At 66.9% G+C, this 15,766-nt stretch carries 13 protein-coding genes; 6 read left to right on the plus strand and 7 right to left on the minus strand.

What is annotated here, in order from left to right:
- Positions 1-103 precede the first annotated feature (103 nt).
- The 6 genes from gabT (at position 104) to VH571_RS01535 (ending at position 8,259) form a co-directional block, all read left to right on the plus strand.
- Positions 104-1,453: a 4-aminobutyrate--2-oxoglutarate transaminase gene (gene gabT / locus VH571_RS01510; protein WP_423262987.1), complete on the plus strand. Its 1,350-nt coding sequence runs from the start codon at positions 104-106 to the stop codon at positions 1,451-1,453.
- The gene (locus VH571_RS01515) at positions 1,450-2,931 is read left to right on the plus strand and encodes an NAD-dependent succinate-semialdehyde dehydrogenase (protein ID WP_423262988.1); all 1,482 of its coding nucleotides are present in this window, start codon (positions 1,450-1,452) and stop codon (positions 2,929-2,931) included. Before gabT ends, VH571_RS01515 begins: the two co-directional genes overlap by 4 nt.
- A gap of 22 nt (positions 2,932-2,953) precedes the next feature.
- On the plus strand, positions 2,954-4,372 hold the full coding sequence (locus tag VH571_RS01520; RefSeq protein ID WP_423262989.1) for an aminobutyraldehyde dehydrogenase: 1,419 nt from the start codon (positions 2,954-2,956) through the stop codon (positions 4,370-4,372).
- Positions 4,369-5,790 (plus strand): flavin monoamine oxidase family protein, encoded by a 1,422-nt coding sequence (locus VH571_RS01525; protein WP_423263371.1) that lies wholly within the window; start codon positions 4,369-4,371, stop codon positions 5,788-5,790. Before VH571_RS01520 ends, VH571_RS01525 begins: the two co-directional genes overlap by 4 nt.
- A 118-nt stretch (positions 5,791-5,908) precedes the next feature.
- Positions 5,909-7,480, plus strand: coding sequence for an APC family permease (locus VH571_RS01530; protein ID WP_423262990.1), 1,572 nt, complete (start codon positions 5,909-5,911; stop codon positions 7,478-7,480).
- Positions 7,481-7,533: 53 nt separating this feature from the next.
- Positions 7,534-8,259, plus strand: a complete 726-nt coding sequence (locus VH571_RS01535; RefSeq protein ID WP_423262991.1) for an MBL fold metallo-hydrolase — start codon at positions 7,534-7,536, stop codon at positions 8,257-8,259.
- Positions 8,260-8,296: 37 nt separating this feature from the next.
- Here VH571_RS01535 and VH571_RS01540 read toward each other — a convergent pair whose 3' ends face one another.
- The 7 genes from VH571_RS01540 to VH571_RS01570 all read right to left on the minus strand — a co-directional run bounded on the left by VH571_RS01540 (position 8,297) and on the right by VH571_RS01570 (position 15,751).
- Positions 8,297-8,905 carry a TetR family transcriptional regulator gene (locus tag VH571_RS01540; protein WP_423262992.1) on the minus strand — a complete coding sequence of 203 codons (609 nt, stop codon included), beginning with the start codon at positions 8,903-8,905 and terminating at the stop codon, positions 8,297-8,299.
- Between the two features lie 52 nt (positions 8,906-8,957).
- Positions 8,958-9,848, minus strand: a complete 891-nt coding sequence (locus VH571_RS01545) for a VOC family protein (RefSeq protein ID WP_423262993.1) — start codon at positions 9,846-9,848, stop codon at positions 8,958-8,960.
- A 117-nt stretch (positions 9,849-9,965) separates the two neighbouring features.
- Complete coding sequence (locus VH571_RS01550) at positions 9,966-10,517, minus strand: hypothetical protein (RefSeq protein WP_423262994.1); 552 nt, start codon at positions 10,515-10,517, stop codon at positions 9,966-9,968.
- Between the two features lie 50 nt (positions 10,518-10,567).
- Positions 10,568-12,370, minus strand: a complete 1,803-nt coding sequence (locus VH571_RS01555) for a DUF4012 domain-containing protein (RefSeq protein WP_423262995.1) — start codon at positions 12,368-12,370, stop codon at positions 10,568-10,570.
- 51 nt (positions 12,371-12,421) lie between these two features.
- Positions 12,422-13,393: a GDP-L-fucose synthase family protein gene (locus tag VH571_RS01560; RefSeq protein WP_423262996.1), complete on the minus strand. Its 972-nt coding sequence runs from the start codon at positions 13,391-13,393 to the stop codon at positions 12,422-12,424.
- A complete protein-coding gene (gene gmd / locus VH571_RS01565) occupies positions 13,390-14,421 on the minus strand; it encodes a GDP-mannose 4,6-dehydratase (RefSeq protein WP_423262997.1) in 1,032 nt (343 codons plus the stop codon). Before gmd ends, VH571_RS01560 begins: the two co-directional genes overlap by 4 nt.
- Before the next feature lie 76 nt (positions 14,422-14,497).
- Positions 14,498-15,751 (minus strand): glycosyltransferase family 4 protein, encoded by a 1,254-nt coding sequence (locus tag VH571_RS01570; protein WP_423262998.1) that lies wholly within the window; start codon positions 15,749-15,751, stop codon positions 14,498-14,500.
- Positions 15,752-15,766 lie beyond the last annotated feature (15 nt).

Raw genomic sequence — 15,766 nt, forward strand, 5'->3', positions numbered from 1 at the left:
CCACAGATTGCCGAAATGGCAGTCGTGGTGTCGGGGCCACTGCCTAGATTGGCTTCATTCCTTCGCTACGCCCCATTCGCCACGCACCATACGGAGGCCGTCCGTGACCACTCACGTCGAACCGCTCGTCGGCGGGCCCTCGCTGCCGCAGCAGCGGAAGATCGTCACCGAGGTTCCCGGGCCGCGCTCCCGCGAGATTCTTGCCCGCAAGACCTCCGCGGTCGCCCGGGGCGTCGGCATCTCGCTGCCGGTCTTCACCGACGTCGCCGGCGGCGGTGTGCTGGTCGACGTCGACGGCAACAGCTTCATTGACCTCGGCACCGGCATCGCCGTGACCGGCGTGGGCAACGCGGCCCCGCGTGTCGTCGAGGCCGTCCAGCGCCAGGTCGAACGCTTCACCCACACCTGCTTCATGATCACCGGCTACGACTCCTACGTCGACGTCGCCGAGGCTCTCAACCGGCTCACGCCCGGTGACCACGAAAAGCGCTCGGCCCTGTTCAACACCGGGGCCGAAGCCGTCGAGAATGCTGTCAAGATCGCCCGCTCGTACACCGGCCGCCAAGCCGTCATCGCCTTCGAGCACGCCTATCACGGGCGCACCAACCTCACGATGGCACTGACCGCCAAGGCGATGCCCTACAAGAGCGGGTTCGGCCCCTTCGCCCCCGAGATCTACCGGGCGCCGCTGTCGTACCCCTACCGCGACGGGCTCTCCGGGCCCGAGGCGGCGAAGCGAGCCATCGCGATGATCGAAAAGCAGGTCGGCGCCGCCTCCACCGCGGCGATCCTTATCGAGCCGATCCAGGGCGAGGGCGGCTTCATCGTGCCGGCACCCGGGTTCCTTGAGGCCCTCGTCGACTGGGCTCGCGAGAACGGGGTGGTGTTCATCGCCGACGAGGTGCAGACCGGCTTCGCGCGGACGGGCGCCATGTTCGCCTCCGAGCACGAGGGCATCGTGCCCGACCTCGTCGTCACGGCGAAGGGCATCGCCGGAGGCCTGCCGCTCGCCGGCGTCACCGGTCGTGCCGAGATGATGGACGCCCCGCACGTCGGCGGCCTCGGCGGCACCTACGGCGGCAACCCGCTCGCCTGTGCTGCCGCGCTCGCGGCCATCGAGACCTACGAGGTCGACGACCTCGCCGGGCGCGCCCGCGACATCGAGATGCTCATGAAGACCCGACTGACGGCCCTGCAGGCGGGCGACCCGCGCATTGGCGACGTACGCGGGCGCGGAGCGATGATCGCGATCGAGCTGGTCGACCCGGCGACGGGAGACCCGGATCCTGCTCTCACCGGTCGCGTGGCTGCCGCGAGTCACGCCGCCGGAGTGATAATCCTGACCTGCGGCACCTACGGAAACGTGATTCGCTTTCTTCCGCCGCTCTCAATCGACGACGCCCTGCTCCACGAGGGCCTCGACGTCGTCGCCCACGCCCTGGAGGAATCATGACCACGACCGCCGCCGCAAACGAGACCGAGCAGCGACTGCTCGAGACCGTGCCGACGGGCCTTCTGGTCGGCGGAGTCTGGCGTGAGGCATCGGGCGGTGCGACGTTCGGCGTGATCGATCCGGCAACGGGCGAGACGCTGATCGACGTCGCCGATGGCACGCCCGCCGACGCGATCGCCGCCCTCGACGCTGCTGTCGCCGCGGCCGACGACTGGGCCGCAACTCCGCCCCGCACCCGCTCCGAGATCCTGCGGCGGGCATTCGACCTCGCCATCGCACACCGCGACGAGCTGGCCCTGCTGATGACGATGGAGATGGGCAAGTCGCTGGCCGAGGCCCGCGGCGAGGTCACCTATGGCGCTGAGTTCCTGCGCTGGTTCTCGGAGGAGGCCGTGCGCATCTCGGGCCGCTACGGCGCGAACCCCGAGGGCACCGGCACGATGATCGTGTCGCGCCGGCCGGTCGGGCCCTGCTTCCTCATCACGCCGTGGAACTTCCCTCTCGCCATGGCCACCCGCAAGATCGCGCCCGCTCTCGCCGCCGGCTGCACGATCGTGCTGAAGCCCGCCGAGCTGACCCCGCTCACCAGCCTCTACTTCGTCCAGCTCCTGATCGAGGCCGGCGTTCCGGCCGGCGTTGTCAACGTCGTGACCACGACCGACGCCTCCGGCGTCTCGAAGGCCGTCATGGCCGACGACCGCCTTCGCAAGGTGAGCTTCACCGGGTCGACCCCTGTCGGCAAGGTGCTGCTCAAGCAAGCCGCCGACAATGTGCTGCGCACGTCGATGGAGCTCGGCGGCAACGCCCCGTTCCTCGTCTTCGACGACGCCGATCTCGACGCCGCAGTAGACGGCGCCATGCTGGCGAAGTTCCGCAACATCGGCGAGGCCTGCACCTCCGCCAACCGCTTCTTCGTGCAGTCGGGCGTAGCCGACGAGTTCTCGAAACGGCTCACCGCTCGTGTCGAAGCGCTCGAGGTCGGTCGCGGCACCGACAAGGGGGTGTCGATCGGGCCGTTGATCAACGACGCCGCCGTCAACAAGAGCGCCGAGCTCGTCGACGACGCGACCTCGCGGGGTGCCTCGGTCGCGACGGGCGGGTCGAAGATCGAGGGGCCGGGATCCTTCTTCGCTCCCACAGTGCTCACCGGCATCACCCCCGGCACCCGCCTGCTCAAAGAGGAGATCTTCGGCCCGGTCGCCGCGATCGCCACCTTCGACACCGAAGACGAGGGCATCGCGCTCGCCAACGCCACCGAGTTCGGCCTCGTCTCGTACGCCTTCACAACCGACCTCGCTCGCGGTCACCGCCTTATCGCCAAGCTCCAGTCGGGCATGCTCGGCCTCAACACCGGCGTCGTCTCGAACGCCGCGGCCCCGTTCGGCGGAGTCAAGTCGTCGGGCCTCGGGCGCGAGGGCGGCACCGAGGGCATCGCGGAGTACCTCGACACGACCTACACGCTTCTGCCCACGAGCTGACCGCCAACGAGAGACGACCGACATGAGCACGACCCTCCAGAACTTCATCGCGGGTGCCTTCGTGCCCGCGGTCGGCACCGACACGCTCGACGTGATCGACCCCCGCACCGAGGAGGTCGTCGCAGTGTCGCCCATCTCGAGTGCTGCCGACGTCGACGCCGCGATGGCTGCGGCGGCCGAGGCCTTTCCGGCCTGGAAGCGCACCACGCCGAGCGCTCGCCAGAAGGCGCTCCTGGCTCTCGCCGACGCTCTGGAGGCGCGCTCAGACGACCTCGTCGAGGCGCAGGCTCGCAACACCGGTCAGCCCAAGGCGACCATCGCCTCCGAGGAGGTCGCGGTCGGCGCCGACCAGCTCCGCTACTTCGCCGGTGCCGCCCGAAGCGCCACCGGGCTCGCCTCGGGTGAGTACCTCGAGGGGCTCACCTCGTCGGTGCGCCGAGAGCCCATCGGCGTCGTGGCCCAGGTCACTCCCTGGAACTACCCGCTCATGATGGCGCTGTGGAAGATCGGCCCGGCCCTCGCCGCCGGCAACACGATCGTGCTCAAGCCGAGCGACACCACTCCAGAGTCAACCCTGGTGCTGGCCGACCTGACCCGGGGCATCCTGCCCCACGGCGTCTTCAACGTGGTGCTCGGCGACGCGTCGACGGGTGCGCTGCTCACTGAGCACCCTGTTCCCGGGCTCGTCGCGATCACGGGAAGCGTGCGCGCCGGGCGGGCCGTGGCCACGTCGGGTGCAGCCGGCCTCAAGCGGGTCCATCTCGAGCTGGGCGGTAAGGCCCCCGTCGTCGTGTTCCCCGACGTCGACATCGACGCGGCCGCCGAGTCGATCGCGCAGGCCGGGTTCTTCAACGCCGGTCAAGACTGCACGGCCGCGACCCGGGTGATCGTGCACCGCTCCATCCACGACGCGTTCTGCGACGCGCTGGTGCGGGCCGCTGAGGGCACGATCACGGGCGCCGGCGACGACGCCTTCTACGGTCCCCTCAACAACGCCCGGCACTTCGCGGCCGTGTCGAACGCGATCGACTCTCTGCCCGAGCACGCCACGATTCGCACGGGAGGTTTTCGGGTGGGCGACGTCGGCTACTTCTTCGCCCCGACGGTGATCGCCGACGTCGAGCAGACGGATGCGATCGTGCAAGACGAAGTGTTCGGCCCGGTGCTCACGGTGCAGTCATTCGACACTGCCGACGAGGCGCTCGAACTGGCGAACGGTGTGCGGTACGCCCTGGCCTCCAGCGTGTGGACGGCCGATCACACAACCGCCGAGCGGTTCGCCCGCGACCTCGACTTCGGCTGCGTGTGGATCAACACCCACATTCCCCTCGCCGCCGAGATGCCGCACGGCGGCTTTAAGCAGTCCGGCTACGGCAAAGACCTCTCGGCCTACTCGGTCGACGACTACACCCGCTTCAAGCACGTCATGTCTGCCCACTGACGCCCACCACCCGCACCACCACCCTCCGAAAGGCCGCAATGCCGAACACCATCACCACCGACGTCGTCGTCATCGGCGCCGGCGCAACCGGCCTCACCGCAGCGGCCGACCTCGTCAAGGCGGGGCACTCCGTCATCGTGCTCGAGGCCCGCGACCGCGTGGGCGGACGGCTCTGGACCAACAGCATCGAAGGCCAGATGTACGAGATCGGCGGGCAATGGGTCTCACCCGACCAGACCGCGCTGATCGCCACCCTCGACGAGCTCGGCCTCGAGACGTACTCCCGCTACCGCGAGGGCGAGAGCGTCTACATCGGCCGCGATGGCGAGGCCAAGCGCTTCACCGGCGACATCTTTCCCGGGTCGGAGTCGACCGAGAGCGAGATCGTCCGACTGATCGAGCTGCTCGACCGCCTGGTGGCCGAGACCGACCCCGACGCGCCGTGGACTCACCCCGACGCCGAAGCGCTCGACCGGGTGTCGTTCAAGGAGTGGCTCGCCGCGCAGTCGACCGACGAAGAGGCCCGCGACAACATCGCGCTCTTCATCGCCGACGCCATGCTGACCAAGCCGGCCCACGCGTTCTCCACCCTGCAAGCCCTGCTCATGGCGGCGAGCGCCGGCAGCTTCTCCAACCTCGTCGACGCCGACTTCATCCTCGACAAGCGCGTCGTCGGAGGCCTGCAGAGTGTGCCCGTGGCCCTCGCCGCATCGCTCGGCGATCGCGTGCACCTGAATCAGCCGGTGCAGACGCTCGAGTGGAGCGACTCCGGCGTCGTCGCGACCACCGACGACCTCCGTGTCGAGGCCAAGCGGGCACTGGTCGCCGTGCCGCCGAACCTCTACGGTCGCATCGACTACGTGCCGGCGCTTCCCCGTCGCCGCAATCAGATGCACCAGCACCTCTCACTCGGCCTTGTCATCAAGGTGCACGCCACCTACGAGACACCGTTCTGGCGTGACGCCGACCTGTCGGGCACCGCGTTCAGCCCTTACCAGCTGGTGCACGAGGCCTACGACAACAGCAACCACGGCGAGACCCGCGGCACGCTGGTCGGGTTCGTGTCGGATGAAAAGGCGGATCGCGCGCTCGAGCTCGACCCCGAGGAGCGCCGGGCGCGGATCCTCGACTCTCTCGCCGCGTACTTCGGCCCCGAAGCCCGCAACCCGAGCGTCTACTACGAGAGCGACTGGGCGGCCGAAGAATGGACCCAGGGCGCCTACGCCACGAGCTTCGACCTCGGCGGCCTGACGCGCTACGGCGCCCATCAGCTCACCCCCGTCGGCCCGATCCGGTTCGGATCGAGCGACCTGGCCGGCCTCGGCTACCAGCACGTCGACGGGGCGATCCGGGTCGGTCACCGACTCGCGACGGAGGTCGTCAGCGACCTCGGCGCCGAAGTGGTCGCCGCCCCCTAACCCCCTTCAGCCCGCCCCACCCTCCCGAACACAACTTCATATCCGCTCCCGCACCATTCTCTGCCGCTGTACATCTCTGCCCTGCTCCATCCACTCTCTTGAAAGAGGCTCGGCACCCATGGCACTCGACTACGACACCCCCTCCCAGATAGCCCCCGCGGCCACCGAGAGCAGCAAGCTGAAACGGCACTTCGGTCGCTTCGACATCCTGTTCTTCTTGATCTGCACCATCGTCGGCGTCGACACGATCGCGGCCGTCGCCGCGTCGGGCGGCGAGGCATTCACCTGGATGGTGATCTTGGCGGTGCTGTTCTTCGTGCCGCAGGCGCTGCTCTTCTCCGAACTCGGCACCGCCTTTCCGCAGGAGGGCGGCCCCTACCTCTGGACGAGAATGGCGTTCGGCCACCTCGTGGGGGCCATCAACAACGTGCTCTACTGGACCACCAACCCGGTGTGGCTCGGCGGCACTCTCGCAGCCGTCGCGGCACTGGCGATTCAGGAGTTCTTCCTCGGCGGCGGCGGCCAGTCGACCCCGGTCTTCTACCTGATCACGATTCCCTTCATCTGGGTGGCCGTGCTCGCCGCGGTGCTGTCGTTCCGAATCGGCAAGTGGATCACGACGGTCGGCGCGTTCGCCCGCTTCGTGCTCATCGGCGGGTTCGTCGTCTCGGTGATCATCTTCGGCGTACAGAACGGCGTCCAGGGCCTCGGCGCGGGCAGCTTCGTGCCCACGGCCGGCGGCTTCGTCGCTCTGGTCGGCGTGCTGCTGTTCAACTACGTCGGTTTCGAGCTGCCGAACAGCGCCGGTGAAGAGATGAAAGACTCCACCCGCGACGTGCCGTTCGCCATCGCCCGGTCGGCGCTGTTCTCCTTCTTGCTCTACGCGGTGCCGATCCTCGGAATCTTGCTGGTGCTCCCGGTCAGTCAGGTCGGCGGCCTCGAGGGTTTCGTCGACGCGATCAAGTCGGTGTTCACCGTCTACGGCGGTCAGACCACGAGCGACGGAGTCGTGCTGTCGGGCATGGGTGCGACTCTCGGCGGCGTCGCGGGTGCCCTCGTGGTGCTCTGCGTGCTGACCTCCGGCGTGACCTGGATCATGGGATCCGACCGGGCCCTCGCCGTCTCGGGCTACGACGGCGCCGCGCCCCGGTTCCTCGGCGTGATCAACGCCAAGCTCGGCACGCCCGTGCGCGTCAACATCTTCAGCGGCATCGTCTCGACCATCGTGCTGGTGCTCGCCAACACGATCGCCGACGGCAGTGCCTCGAAGTTCTTCTTCGCTGTGCTCGGTGTGACCATCTCGACGACGCTGATCAGCTACCTGCTGATCTTCCCGGCGCTCTGGAAGCTCCGTAAAAGCCACCCCGACACCCCGCGGCCCTACCGGATGCCGTTCCACAAGCCGCTGACGGTGCTGCTCATGGTGATCCTGGCGTTCGCCGTCATCCAGCTCATGGCGCCCGGCTTTGGTTTCGACTGGTTCGGCGAGGGCTTCAGGCCCGACGGCTGGGGGCCCTCCGAGGGCGGTCTCTACCTCCTCACCGAGCTGCTCCCCGTGGTCGCCTTTATCGTGCTGGGCGTCGTCTTCTGGGCCCTCGGCACCAAGACCCGCCGCGAGAACGCCACCCTGCAGCACGAGCTCGACGACCTCTCGGCCCGTTCCACGCCGGAAGGGCCGAAGTTCCACTGACCTCCGCATCATTCGGCCCCCGCGGCGACCCGTTCATCGAGGTCGCCGCGGGGGTGCTGGTCGCCACCAGCCGCCGCGACTCGACCACCACCACCGTGGTGGTCGGGTCGAACGGCCGTGATTGCCTCCTCATCGACCCCGCCTGGGAGGTCGACGAGCTCGCCTCGATCGCCGATGCCCTCACCAGCCGGGGGCTGACCGTCACGGCCGGGTTCTCGACCCACGCGCACTTCGACCACCTCCTCTGGCACCCGGGGTTCGGCGACGCCCCGCGCTGGGCATCCGCCGAGACCGCGAGACGGGCGCGCGACGACAGACCCGCGATCCTGGCCGAGCTCGGGGCGTGGCCCACCGAACTGCTTCCGCTCGTCGGCGCGGTGACGGCAGCACCGGGCGACCGCCTGCCCTGGCGAGGCGTCGACGTGCAGCTGATCGAACACGACGCCCACGTGCCGGGGCATACCGCGGTCTGGGTGCCGAGCCGTGGGATCCTCGTCGTCGGAGACATGCTCAGCGACATCGAGCCGCCCCTGCCGTTCGAGCCCGACGCACCGACCAGCCCACCGGCCGACCCACTCGCCGACTACGCCGCAGGCCTCACCGCGCTCGAACCGTTCGCCCGGAGAGCCGCGATCGTGATCCCGGGCCACGGCACGCCCGGCAAGGATCCCACGGCTCGCCTCGACCGCGACCGTCACCACATCGAGGCGCTCCGGTCGGGCCGCGATCCTCACGCCGATCGACTGCCGCCGGCCCCGGCGACCAGCGCGCCGGCCTAGCGCACAGCCGCCCCACCGCCCCACCGGCCAGCCGCCTCTAAGCGACGCGCGCGAGCGCTCCCTCGTCGGCCCCGAGGTACACGAGCCGCTGCCGGATCGACGCCATCACGATGTCGGTGAACCGCTCGCGCTCGTCGAGGGTGTCGGTCACGTACCGCAGCCCGACGAACAGCCCGACGAGCACGGTGGCCTCGCGGTGCGTGTCGACGCCGATCGTGATCTGCCCGAGGGCGGCCGCGCGGCGAAGGTTGTCAGAAATTCGGGCGACCCAGCCGACGTAGGCGCGCGGGGCGTTCGGGTCGGTGAGCTTGTGCTCGTTGACGATGCGGAGGCTGGCTCGGGCCAGTGGGTTGGTCGCGAACTGCCGGGCGACGTACGCCGTCGACTGGACGATGTCGGCGAGGGGCCCGTCGGGCGAGGGATCGGTGCCAAAGAAGGTGCCCTGCGGAAAAGCTTCGGCGACGACACTCGCGGCGATCTCGGCCTTGGTGGCGAAGTGGTAGCTGACGAGGCTCTTCGCTACTCCAGCCCGGGTCGCGATCGAACCGTACGACGTGGCCTCGTAGCCGCGATCTTCGAACTCGGCGCCCGCGGCCTCGAGAATTCGAGCGACCGTGGCTGCGCGCTGTTCCTCCCGGATGCCCATTGCGGCATGCTAGCCGCCGCACCCCTGAAACGCACCCGGGCCGAGCCGTTGGTCAGCTTTTGGCCGACACCTGAATGCGATTGGCCCACGGGTCGTCGAAACTCAGGATCCGCCCGTCGTCTGCCGTTGCCACACCGAAGTGGGCGAGGCGCTCCCCGAGACTTCCGATCTCGTCGTCGCTCGGCACTTCGATGCGCACGAGGCCCAACCCCAGTGCCAGCTGCCGTCGACCTGCACCGGCTGACTGCCAGGTGTTCATCGCCATGTGGTGGTGGTACTTGCCGGCGCTGACGAAGAGGGCCTGCGCGCCGAACTCGGTGGTCGTCTCGAAGCCGAGCTGGTCGACGTAGAACTGCCGCGCACTGGCGACGTCACCGACGCTGAGGTGCACGTGCCCGACGGTCGCGGCCCGGGTCGGCGCTGCAGCCAGATCGTGCTCGCTGAGGTGCTCCTGCAGAAAGGCGTTCGGGTCGAGGGCGAGGGTCGCCATGTCGATCTGGCCGTGGGTCCAGCTCCAGGCCGTTCGGTCGCGATCCCAATACAGCTCGATGCCGTTGCCCTCGGGGTCGGTGAAGTAGAACGCCTTGCTGACGAGGTGGTCGGCGCTGCCGGTGAACGAGCGCGGGAAGCGGCTGGCGACCGAGTAGACGGCGGACGCGAGGTCGGCCTCGGTCTCGAAGAGGATGGCCGTGTGGAACAGCCCGGCGTCTCGGGGCCCCGCGTGCTTCAGCTCGGGTGCGTGCTCGAGGATCACGATGATCGTGGCACCGCGGCCGAGGATGCTGCGTGCAGGCGCCCCCGCCGTCGCGGGCTCTTGCGCCAGCACGCTGAGCGTCACGGCGTCGCGGTAGTAGGCGGTCATGCCGTCGAGGTCGGCCACCCGCAGAGTGACCGCGCCCATGCTGGTGTCGGGGGCGAGGAGATCAGCAGAGGTCGAGGACATGTCACCGACTCTAGCAGGCAATGGTTGTAGCGACAACTGATTCACCCACGGCACACGCCTAGCGGACACGACAAAGGCCCCGGTCGAAACCGGGGCCTTTGAAGAGCTGCTGTCGAGTTACGCGTTGGCGCGCTGACGACGAACGAGCGTGAGGACGAGCATGAGCGCGATACCGAGCATGACTGCTCCGGCGGCGGCCCAGATCATCAGCATTGAGCCGTTCGAACCGGTGAAGGCGAGGGCGCCCGTCGGGTCGGCGACGGTGGATCCGCCGGCAGCGGCAGCATCGACGGGAGCGACCGTGATGGCGGCGGTTGCGACGTTGCCCGAGGTCTGGCCGGTGGCGGTGACCGAGTAGGAGCCGGTGGCGCCGGCGGGGAGCTTCACGTTCAGCGCGGTGGCGCCCGAGGCGTCGGCCTGCTTCGTGATGCTGGCGGTGGCGGTGGCCGCGCTGAGCGTGGCGAGTCCGCTACCGGTGACCGAGAACGAGACAGTCTCGCTCGGCGTGAACGAGCCAGCGGCGAAGCCGGTGACGACGGTTCCACCCGGAGCGGCGGCGCCGCTGACCGAGATGTTGCTGGTGGGCACGTAGCCGGCAGCGTTAGCGGCGGCCGGAACTGCGAAGACGCCGACTACAACGAGCAGCGCGGCAGCAATAAGCTTTTTCAAAATAATCCCCTGATGTGATCGAAGCCGCGCGGTTGGTAAGTGCAGCATCCTCAGCTTACGAGGGAGTTACAGGTAATCAAGATTTGTTTTGTTTCCAAAACATTAACTCCGGGTGTCTGCGTGATGGACGGAATTACCGTCGCATTCTTCGGCCCGATGTACTGGAGACGCCAAGTCGTTGATTTTCCGGGCTTTACGAGGGTCTCGAACTGGCTCACGGGGTACCCGGAGTCGGCAGCGGTATGGAGCGATCGCGTCTTTCCGTCTTGTATAACACCGGTGAAGACTCCTGTTTTGGGGGCGTATATCGAGACCGTCGTTTGCACGTTTCCGGGTGCTACGCCGAAGTCCCCTCCCCCGGTGACGTATTCCGGAAGACTCGTGGCGGCGTCGGCCGGAGCGTTATTCGTCAGCGTGACGTCGACGACGTAGTTCGGGCGCCCGTCTTTGCGGCAGGTGACCTGCCCGATGCTGACCTGCGTCGAGAGGTAATAATCCATCTTCGCGCCCGTCGAATCGTTGAGGTAGATGCCGAAAGCCGGCCTTGTCTTGGATCCTCGGGGCAGTTCGCCCGACAGGGCCGTCTTCGAGATGGTCTTCTGCTGCGCTTTGTCGTCGCTCCAGACCAGGATCCGCCCCTCGTCGCCCGCCCTCGCCAGAGCCGTCAGCATCAGCTTCGGGTCGAAGTCGCCCGAGGCGACCTTTGCGAAGATCGCGCCGGCTGCGGCTTTGAAGTAGGTGTCTTGCACCGCAGGATCCGGGTACTTGGCGTACGAATCCGAGAGCAGCGAGGTGACGACGTTGCTGCTCGTGAGAATGTCGCCGTTCGGCAGCGTGACATCTCCGGTCGCCGTGAGCAGGTAGCCGAGGGCGACCGGGTCGATCGAGATGACTCCGTCGACGGTGGCGCCGTAGCGCTTCTTCCACAGCTGCTGGGCGATCTCGCCGGTGAGCGGGAAGCGGGGCGTGAGGTTGACGTCTTGCAAGAAGCGGCCGGTGATCGAGCCGTAGATGCCTTCGGTCTCGAGCGGCAGGTCGATGACGGGCTTCGCCAGCTCGGGGAAGTCTGCCGACGACGCCTGCTTCTGCAACGCGAGGCGGCCCTTCTTCGCCGTCACGAGTGCGACGGCACTCGGCACGCCGCCGGTCGACCGCAGCTCGGCGTTGTTCTGGAAGAGGAGGAGGTACTTCTTGGGCGCGCTCTGCCCCATCATGTCGGGCAACAGGGTGACGGCCTGGTCGGCGGTCTCAGCCGCGCTGCTCGCCTTGGCGAGCACCGACGTGAGCTGGTCGACTGCGGTGTCGACCTGGCCGACCGTTCCGGTGGTGTCGACGGAGCGGGCACGCTCGAGGTTCGTCTGCAGCGACGCAGTCGCGGAGGCGATCGTCGGTTGAGCCTTGACGAGCGGTTCGAGGTCGACGGCTCCGTCGACGGGCTTGAACTGGGCGACGTTGACCGTGCCGAGCACTCCGGCGATCGGTTCGATCGCGTCGGTGCTGACATCGGCGAGGATCCCGGAGACCTCTCTCACTGCCGTCAGGTTGGGGCCGACCAGAGGCACGACCTCAGCTCCCCGCCAGATCGGATCGGCGGTCAGTCGTCTCGCGTCGCTCGTCTCGGCGGCCAGCTCGGCGGCACTCGCCTGCGCGGCCTTGGCATCACCTCTCGTCACGTCGCTCTGCACCTGAGTTGCGAGCGCAACGGCCTTCTCGAGGTGGTTCTTCGCCAGCACGCCGCGCACGCCGACCCACACCACGCAGGCGACCAACAGCACCACAATCAGCAGGATCACCCAGCGGACGATGTGTCGCTGCGGTCGAACGCGAACGTCGCCGGCTTCCCCGAGTGCCATGCGCTCATTCAAACATGTGTCGTTCTCGCGAACGCGACGGTGTGTGTTTCATCACTCCCGAATCGAGTCGACGTGCTCTCGATACCAGTCGATCGTCGAGCGAAGCCCGGCCTCCAGATCGATCGCGGCCGTCCACCCCGCCTCACCGAGCTTGGAGACGTCGAGCAGCTTCTGCGGTGTTCCGTCCGGCTTGGTCGTATCCCACTCCGTCGTGCCCTCGTAGCCGACGACCGTCGCGATGGTCTCGGCGATCTCGCGAATCGTTACATCCGTGCCTGTACCAACGTTCACCTGTTCTGGCCCGTCATAGTGTTCCAGCAGGTGCAACGAGGCCGCCGCCAGATCGTCGACGTGCAGGAATTCTCGCCGGGGCCTGCCCGAGCCCCAGTTCGTGACCGAAGCAGCACCGGCTTTGGTCGCTTCGTCGTAGCGGCGAATCAGCGCGGGCAGAACGTGAGATCCCTGGGGAGAGAAGTTGTCGCCGGGACCGTAGAGGTTGGTCGGCATGGCCGAGATCCACGGGAGTCCGTACTGACGTCGTACCGCCTGGACATGCATGATGCCGGCGATTTTTGCGATGGCATACGCGTCGTTCGTGGGTTCGAGATGACCGGTCAGCAGGCTGTCTTCGGTAATGGGTTGCGGTGCGAACTTGGGGTAGATGCACGACGAGCCGAGAAAGAGAAGCCTTTCGACGCCCGCCTCCACCGCGGCGTCCATGACGTTCACCTGTATTTGGAGGTTGTCGGTCAAGAAGTCGACGGGATATGTGTTGTTGGCGAGGATCCCGCCCACCTTTGCCGCAGCCAACGCCACATAGCGTGGCTTGTTCTCGCGGAAGAACTCGAACACCGCTGTTCGATCTTTGAGGTCGAGTTCAGCCGATCGCCGACCGACGAGGTCAGTGAACCCCTGGCCCTCGAGATACCGCCAGAGTGCCGATCCGACGAGGCCGTTGTGGCCGGCGATGTAGAAGGTGGCATCTCGGTCGAGGGGGGCCGGAGCAAACGTTGAGTCGGTCATTTGGTGTTCCAGCTCTCAAGCGACACCTTGTCGATCCACGGCCGACCAGCAGACCCGAGGGCCTCGATATCGGCGTCGACCATGATTCGAGCGAGCTCCTCGGTGTCGACGGTCGCCTTCCACCCCAGGTCGCGTTCGGCCTTCGACGCGTCGCCGACAAGAGCGTCCACTTCGGTGGGCCGCAGATAGCGCTCGTCGAAGCGAACGTGGTCTTCCCAGTTGAGACCCGCATGGGTGAAGGCTGTTTCGAGGAAGTTGCGAACAGTGAAGTTGCCTCCCGTCGCTAGGACGTAGTCGTCAGGCTCGTCGACCTGCAGCATGCGCCACATGCCTTCGACGTACTCCGCGGCGTAGCCCCAGTCGCGAATGGAGTCGAGGTTGCCGAGATACAGATCGTCTTGCTGACCAGCCTTGATGGCTGCCACGGCGCGCGTGATCTTGCGCGTGACGAAGGTCTCTCCGCGTCGGGGAGACTCGTGGTTGAAGAGGATGCCGTTCACCGCGAACATCCCGTAGGCCTCGCGATAGTTCTTGGTGACCCAGTAGCTGTAGAGCTTGGCGGCACCGTAGGGCGACCGCGGGTAGAAAGGCGTCTCTTCGTTCTGCGGCGGCGGAGTCGCCCCGAACATCTCGGACGACGAGGCCTGGTAGAACTTCGTGTGAATGCCCGACATGCGGACGGCCTCGAGCATGCGCATCGAGCCAACGCCGGTCGTGTCACCGGTGTGCTCGGGCTCGTCGAACGAGACACGCACATGCGACTGGGCAGCGAGGTTGTAGACCTCGTCGGGTTTGAGGTCACCTAACAAGCTGACGAGGCGTGCTCCATCGCTGAGGTCGCCGTAGTGCAAGAACATCTTTGCGTTCGGGTCATGCGAGTCGACGTAGAGGTGGTCGATTCGCGACGTGTTGAAGGTCGACGCTCGACGAATTAGCCCGTGAACCTCGTAGCCCTTGAGCAAAAGCAGCTCCGCCAGATAGGAGCCGTCTTGGCCGGTGATACCAGTGATAAACGCGCGCTTCGTCAAGTTTTCCCCCACTTAGGCCCGAGAGTCCGGGCAAACCGAGCGGCACCGCCGTCGAGACGACACCCCTTAGTTGAGATTAGTCGTCACTTGTCGCCCGGCTGATCTTTTCTAGCCATCCACCGAACCGTGTCACAGCGCTCTTCTCATCGAGCATCTCGCGGCGGAAGGCCAGGCCGTTGCGGCCTAGGCGTTCTCCCTCATCGACATCGCGCCCGAGTTCGAGCGCCGCATCGAGAAGAGCGCGAGGATCTCCGGCTGCGACCGTGACGCCACCACCCGAGACCTCGATCTCGTTCGCCGTGACGCTCCCCGGCTCCGTTGCCGCCAGAACCGGACGACCTGTCGTGAAGTACGAGGTCAGCTTGCTCGGCACCGACATCTCCGTGACGCCGGGTTTTTCGTTCACAAGGAGAACGTCCGCGCTGCAGAGCGCCGCGTAGAAGTCCTCATCGGCGACCGGGGCCATGAACTGGACCCTGTCGATACCGGAGGACAGAGCTTCGAGTTGGGCCCGCTGATTGCCGTCGCCGAGAAGTATGAACCGAACGCCCACGCCGCGCCGGTCGGCCTCACGTGCCGCCTCGATGACATTCTCGAGCCCCTGTTTTGCACCCATGTTGCCGGCGTGCAAGACCACGATCTCGTCAGACCATCCGAGAGTGGCACGCGTGACAGCGCGATCTGCGCGATCGGTGGTCGTCGGCACCGTCATGTGAGACCAGTTCCGGATCACGGTGATCTTGGAGCGCGAGACCCCGAGACGCTCGATGGCTGTCTCTCGGAAGCGTTCGTGGATGACGCTCACACCCGAAGCCGAACGCAGAACGAATGATTCGATCGCTTTCACAACCCCGGCGACGAGCCTGCCACTCGATCCGGCCTCCGTCACCCCCAGGCTGTAGATGTCTTGAACCCACACGCCCACGGGGATTCGACGCCGTGACAGCCGGATACGAAGCGTCACAACGAGGCTGGAGAAGAGCGCAGGAGATACCAGCAGCACGACATCCGGTTTCCCCCAGGGAACGCAGGCAGTTCGCACACCAAAGCTCAATTCGGAGAGAAGACGCTTGATTGATCCGGGCGCGGACGGCACGTAATGACGCAGCCGCCGTACCGGGACGCCTCGAATCGTCTCCTTCTCCATCCATCCGCCGTATCCCTCGCGGATGCGCCATTCCGGATAGTGGGGCGGACCGGTGATGACCTGGACGGCTCGTCCCTGAGCGACCAGTCCCGCGGCGAGGGCCGTGGTGTACGGCGCGTTCCCGGTGGCCTCCGGCGTGAAGTGCAATCCGATGATTAGTATTTTCGGAGGCGGAACGTTCATGGTGCGACTGTACCT

Origin of the sequence: Frondihabitans sp. 4ASC-45 (assembly GCF_049472575.1) — a bacterium.
Taxonomy (GTDB): Bacteria; Actinomycetota; Actinomycetes; order Actinomycetales; family Microbacteriaceae; genus Frondihabitans.

Bases quoted from the DNA above. Each gene is read 5' to 3' on its own strand.
- VH571_RS01515 (WP_423262988.1), top strand. From the start codon at position 1,450: ATGACCACGACCGCCGCCGCAAACGAGACCGAGCAGCGACTGCTCGAG.
- VH571_RS01520 (WP_423262989.1), top strand. From the start codon at position 2,954: ATGAGCACGACCCTCCAGAACTTCATCGCGGGTGCCTTCGTGCCCGCG.
- VH571_RS01530 (WP_423262990.1), top strand. From the start codon at position 5,909: ATGGCACTCGACTACGACACCCCCTCCCAGATAGCCCCCGCGGCCACC.
- VH571_RS01540 (WP_423262992.1), bottom strand. From the start codon at position 8,905: ATGGGCATCCGGGAGGAACAGCGCGCAGCCACGGTCGCTCGAATTCTC.
- VH571_RS01545 (WP_423262993.1), bottom strand. From the start codon at position 9,848: ATGTCCTCGACCTCTGCTGATCTCCTCGCCCCCGACACCAGCATGGGC.
- VH571_RS01555 (WP_423262995.1), bottom strand. From the start codon at position 12,370: ATGGCACTCGGGGAAGCCGGCGACGTTCGCGTTCGACCGCAGCGACAC.
- VH571_RS01560 (WP_423262996.1), bottom strand. From the start codon at position 13,393: ATGACCGACTCAACGTTTGCTCCGGCCCCCCTCGACCGAGATGCCACC.
- VH571_RS01570 (WP_423262998.1), bottom strand. From the start codon at position 15,751: ATGAACGTTCCGCCTCCGAAAATACTAATCATCGGATTGCACTTCACG.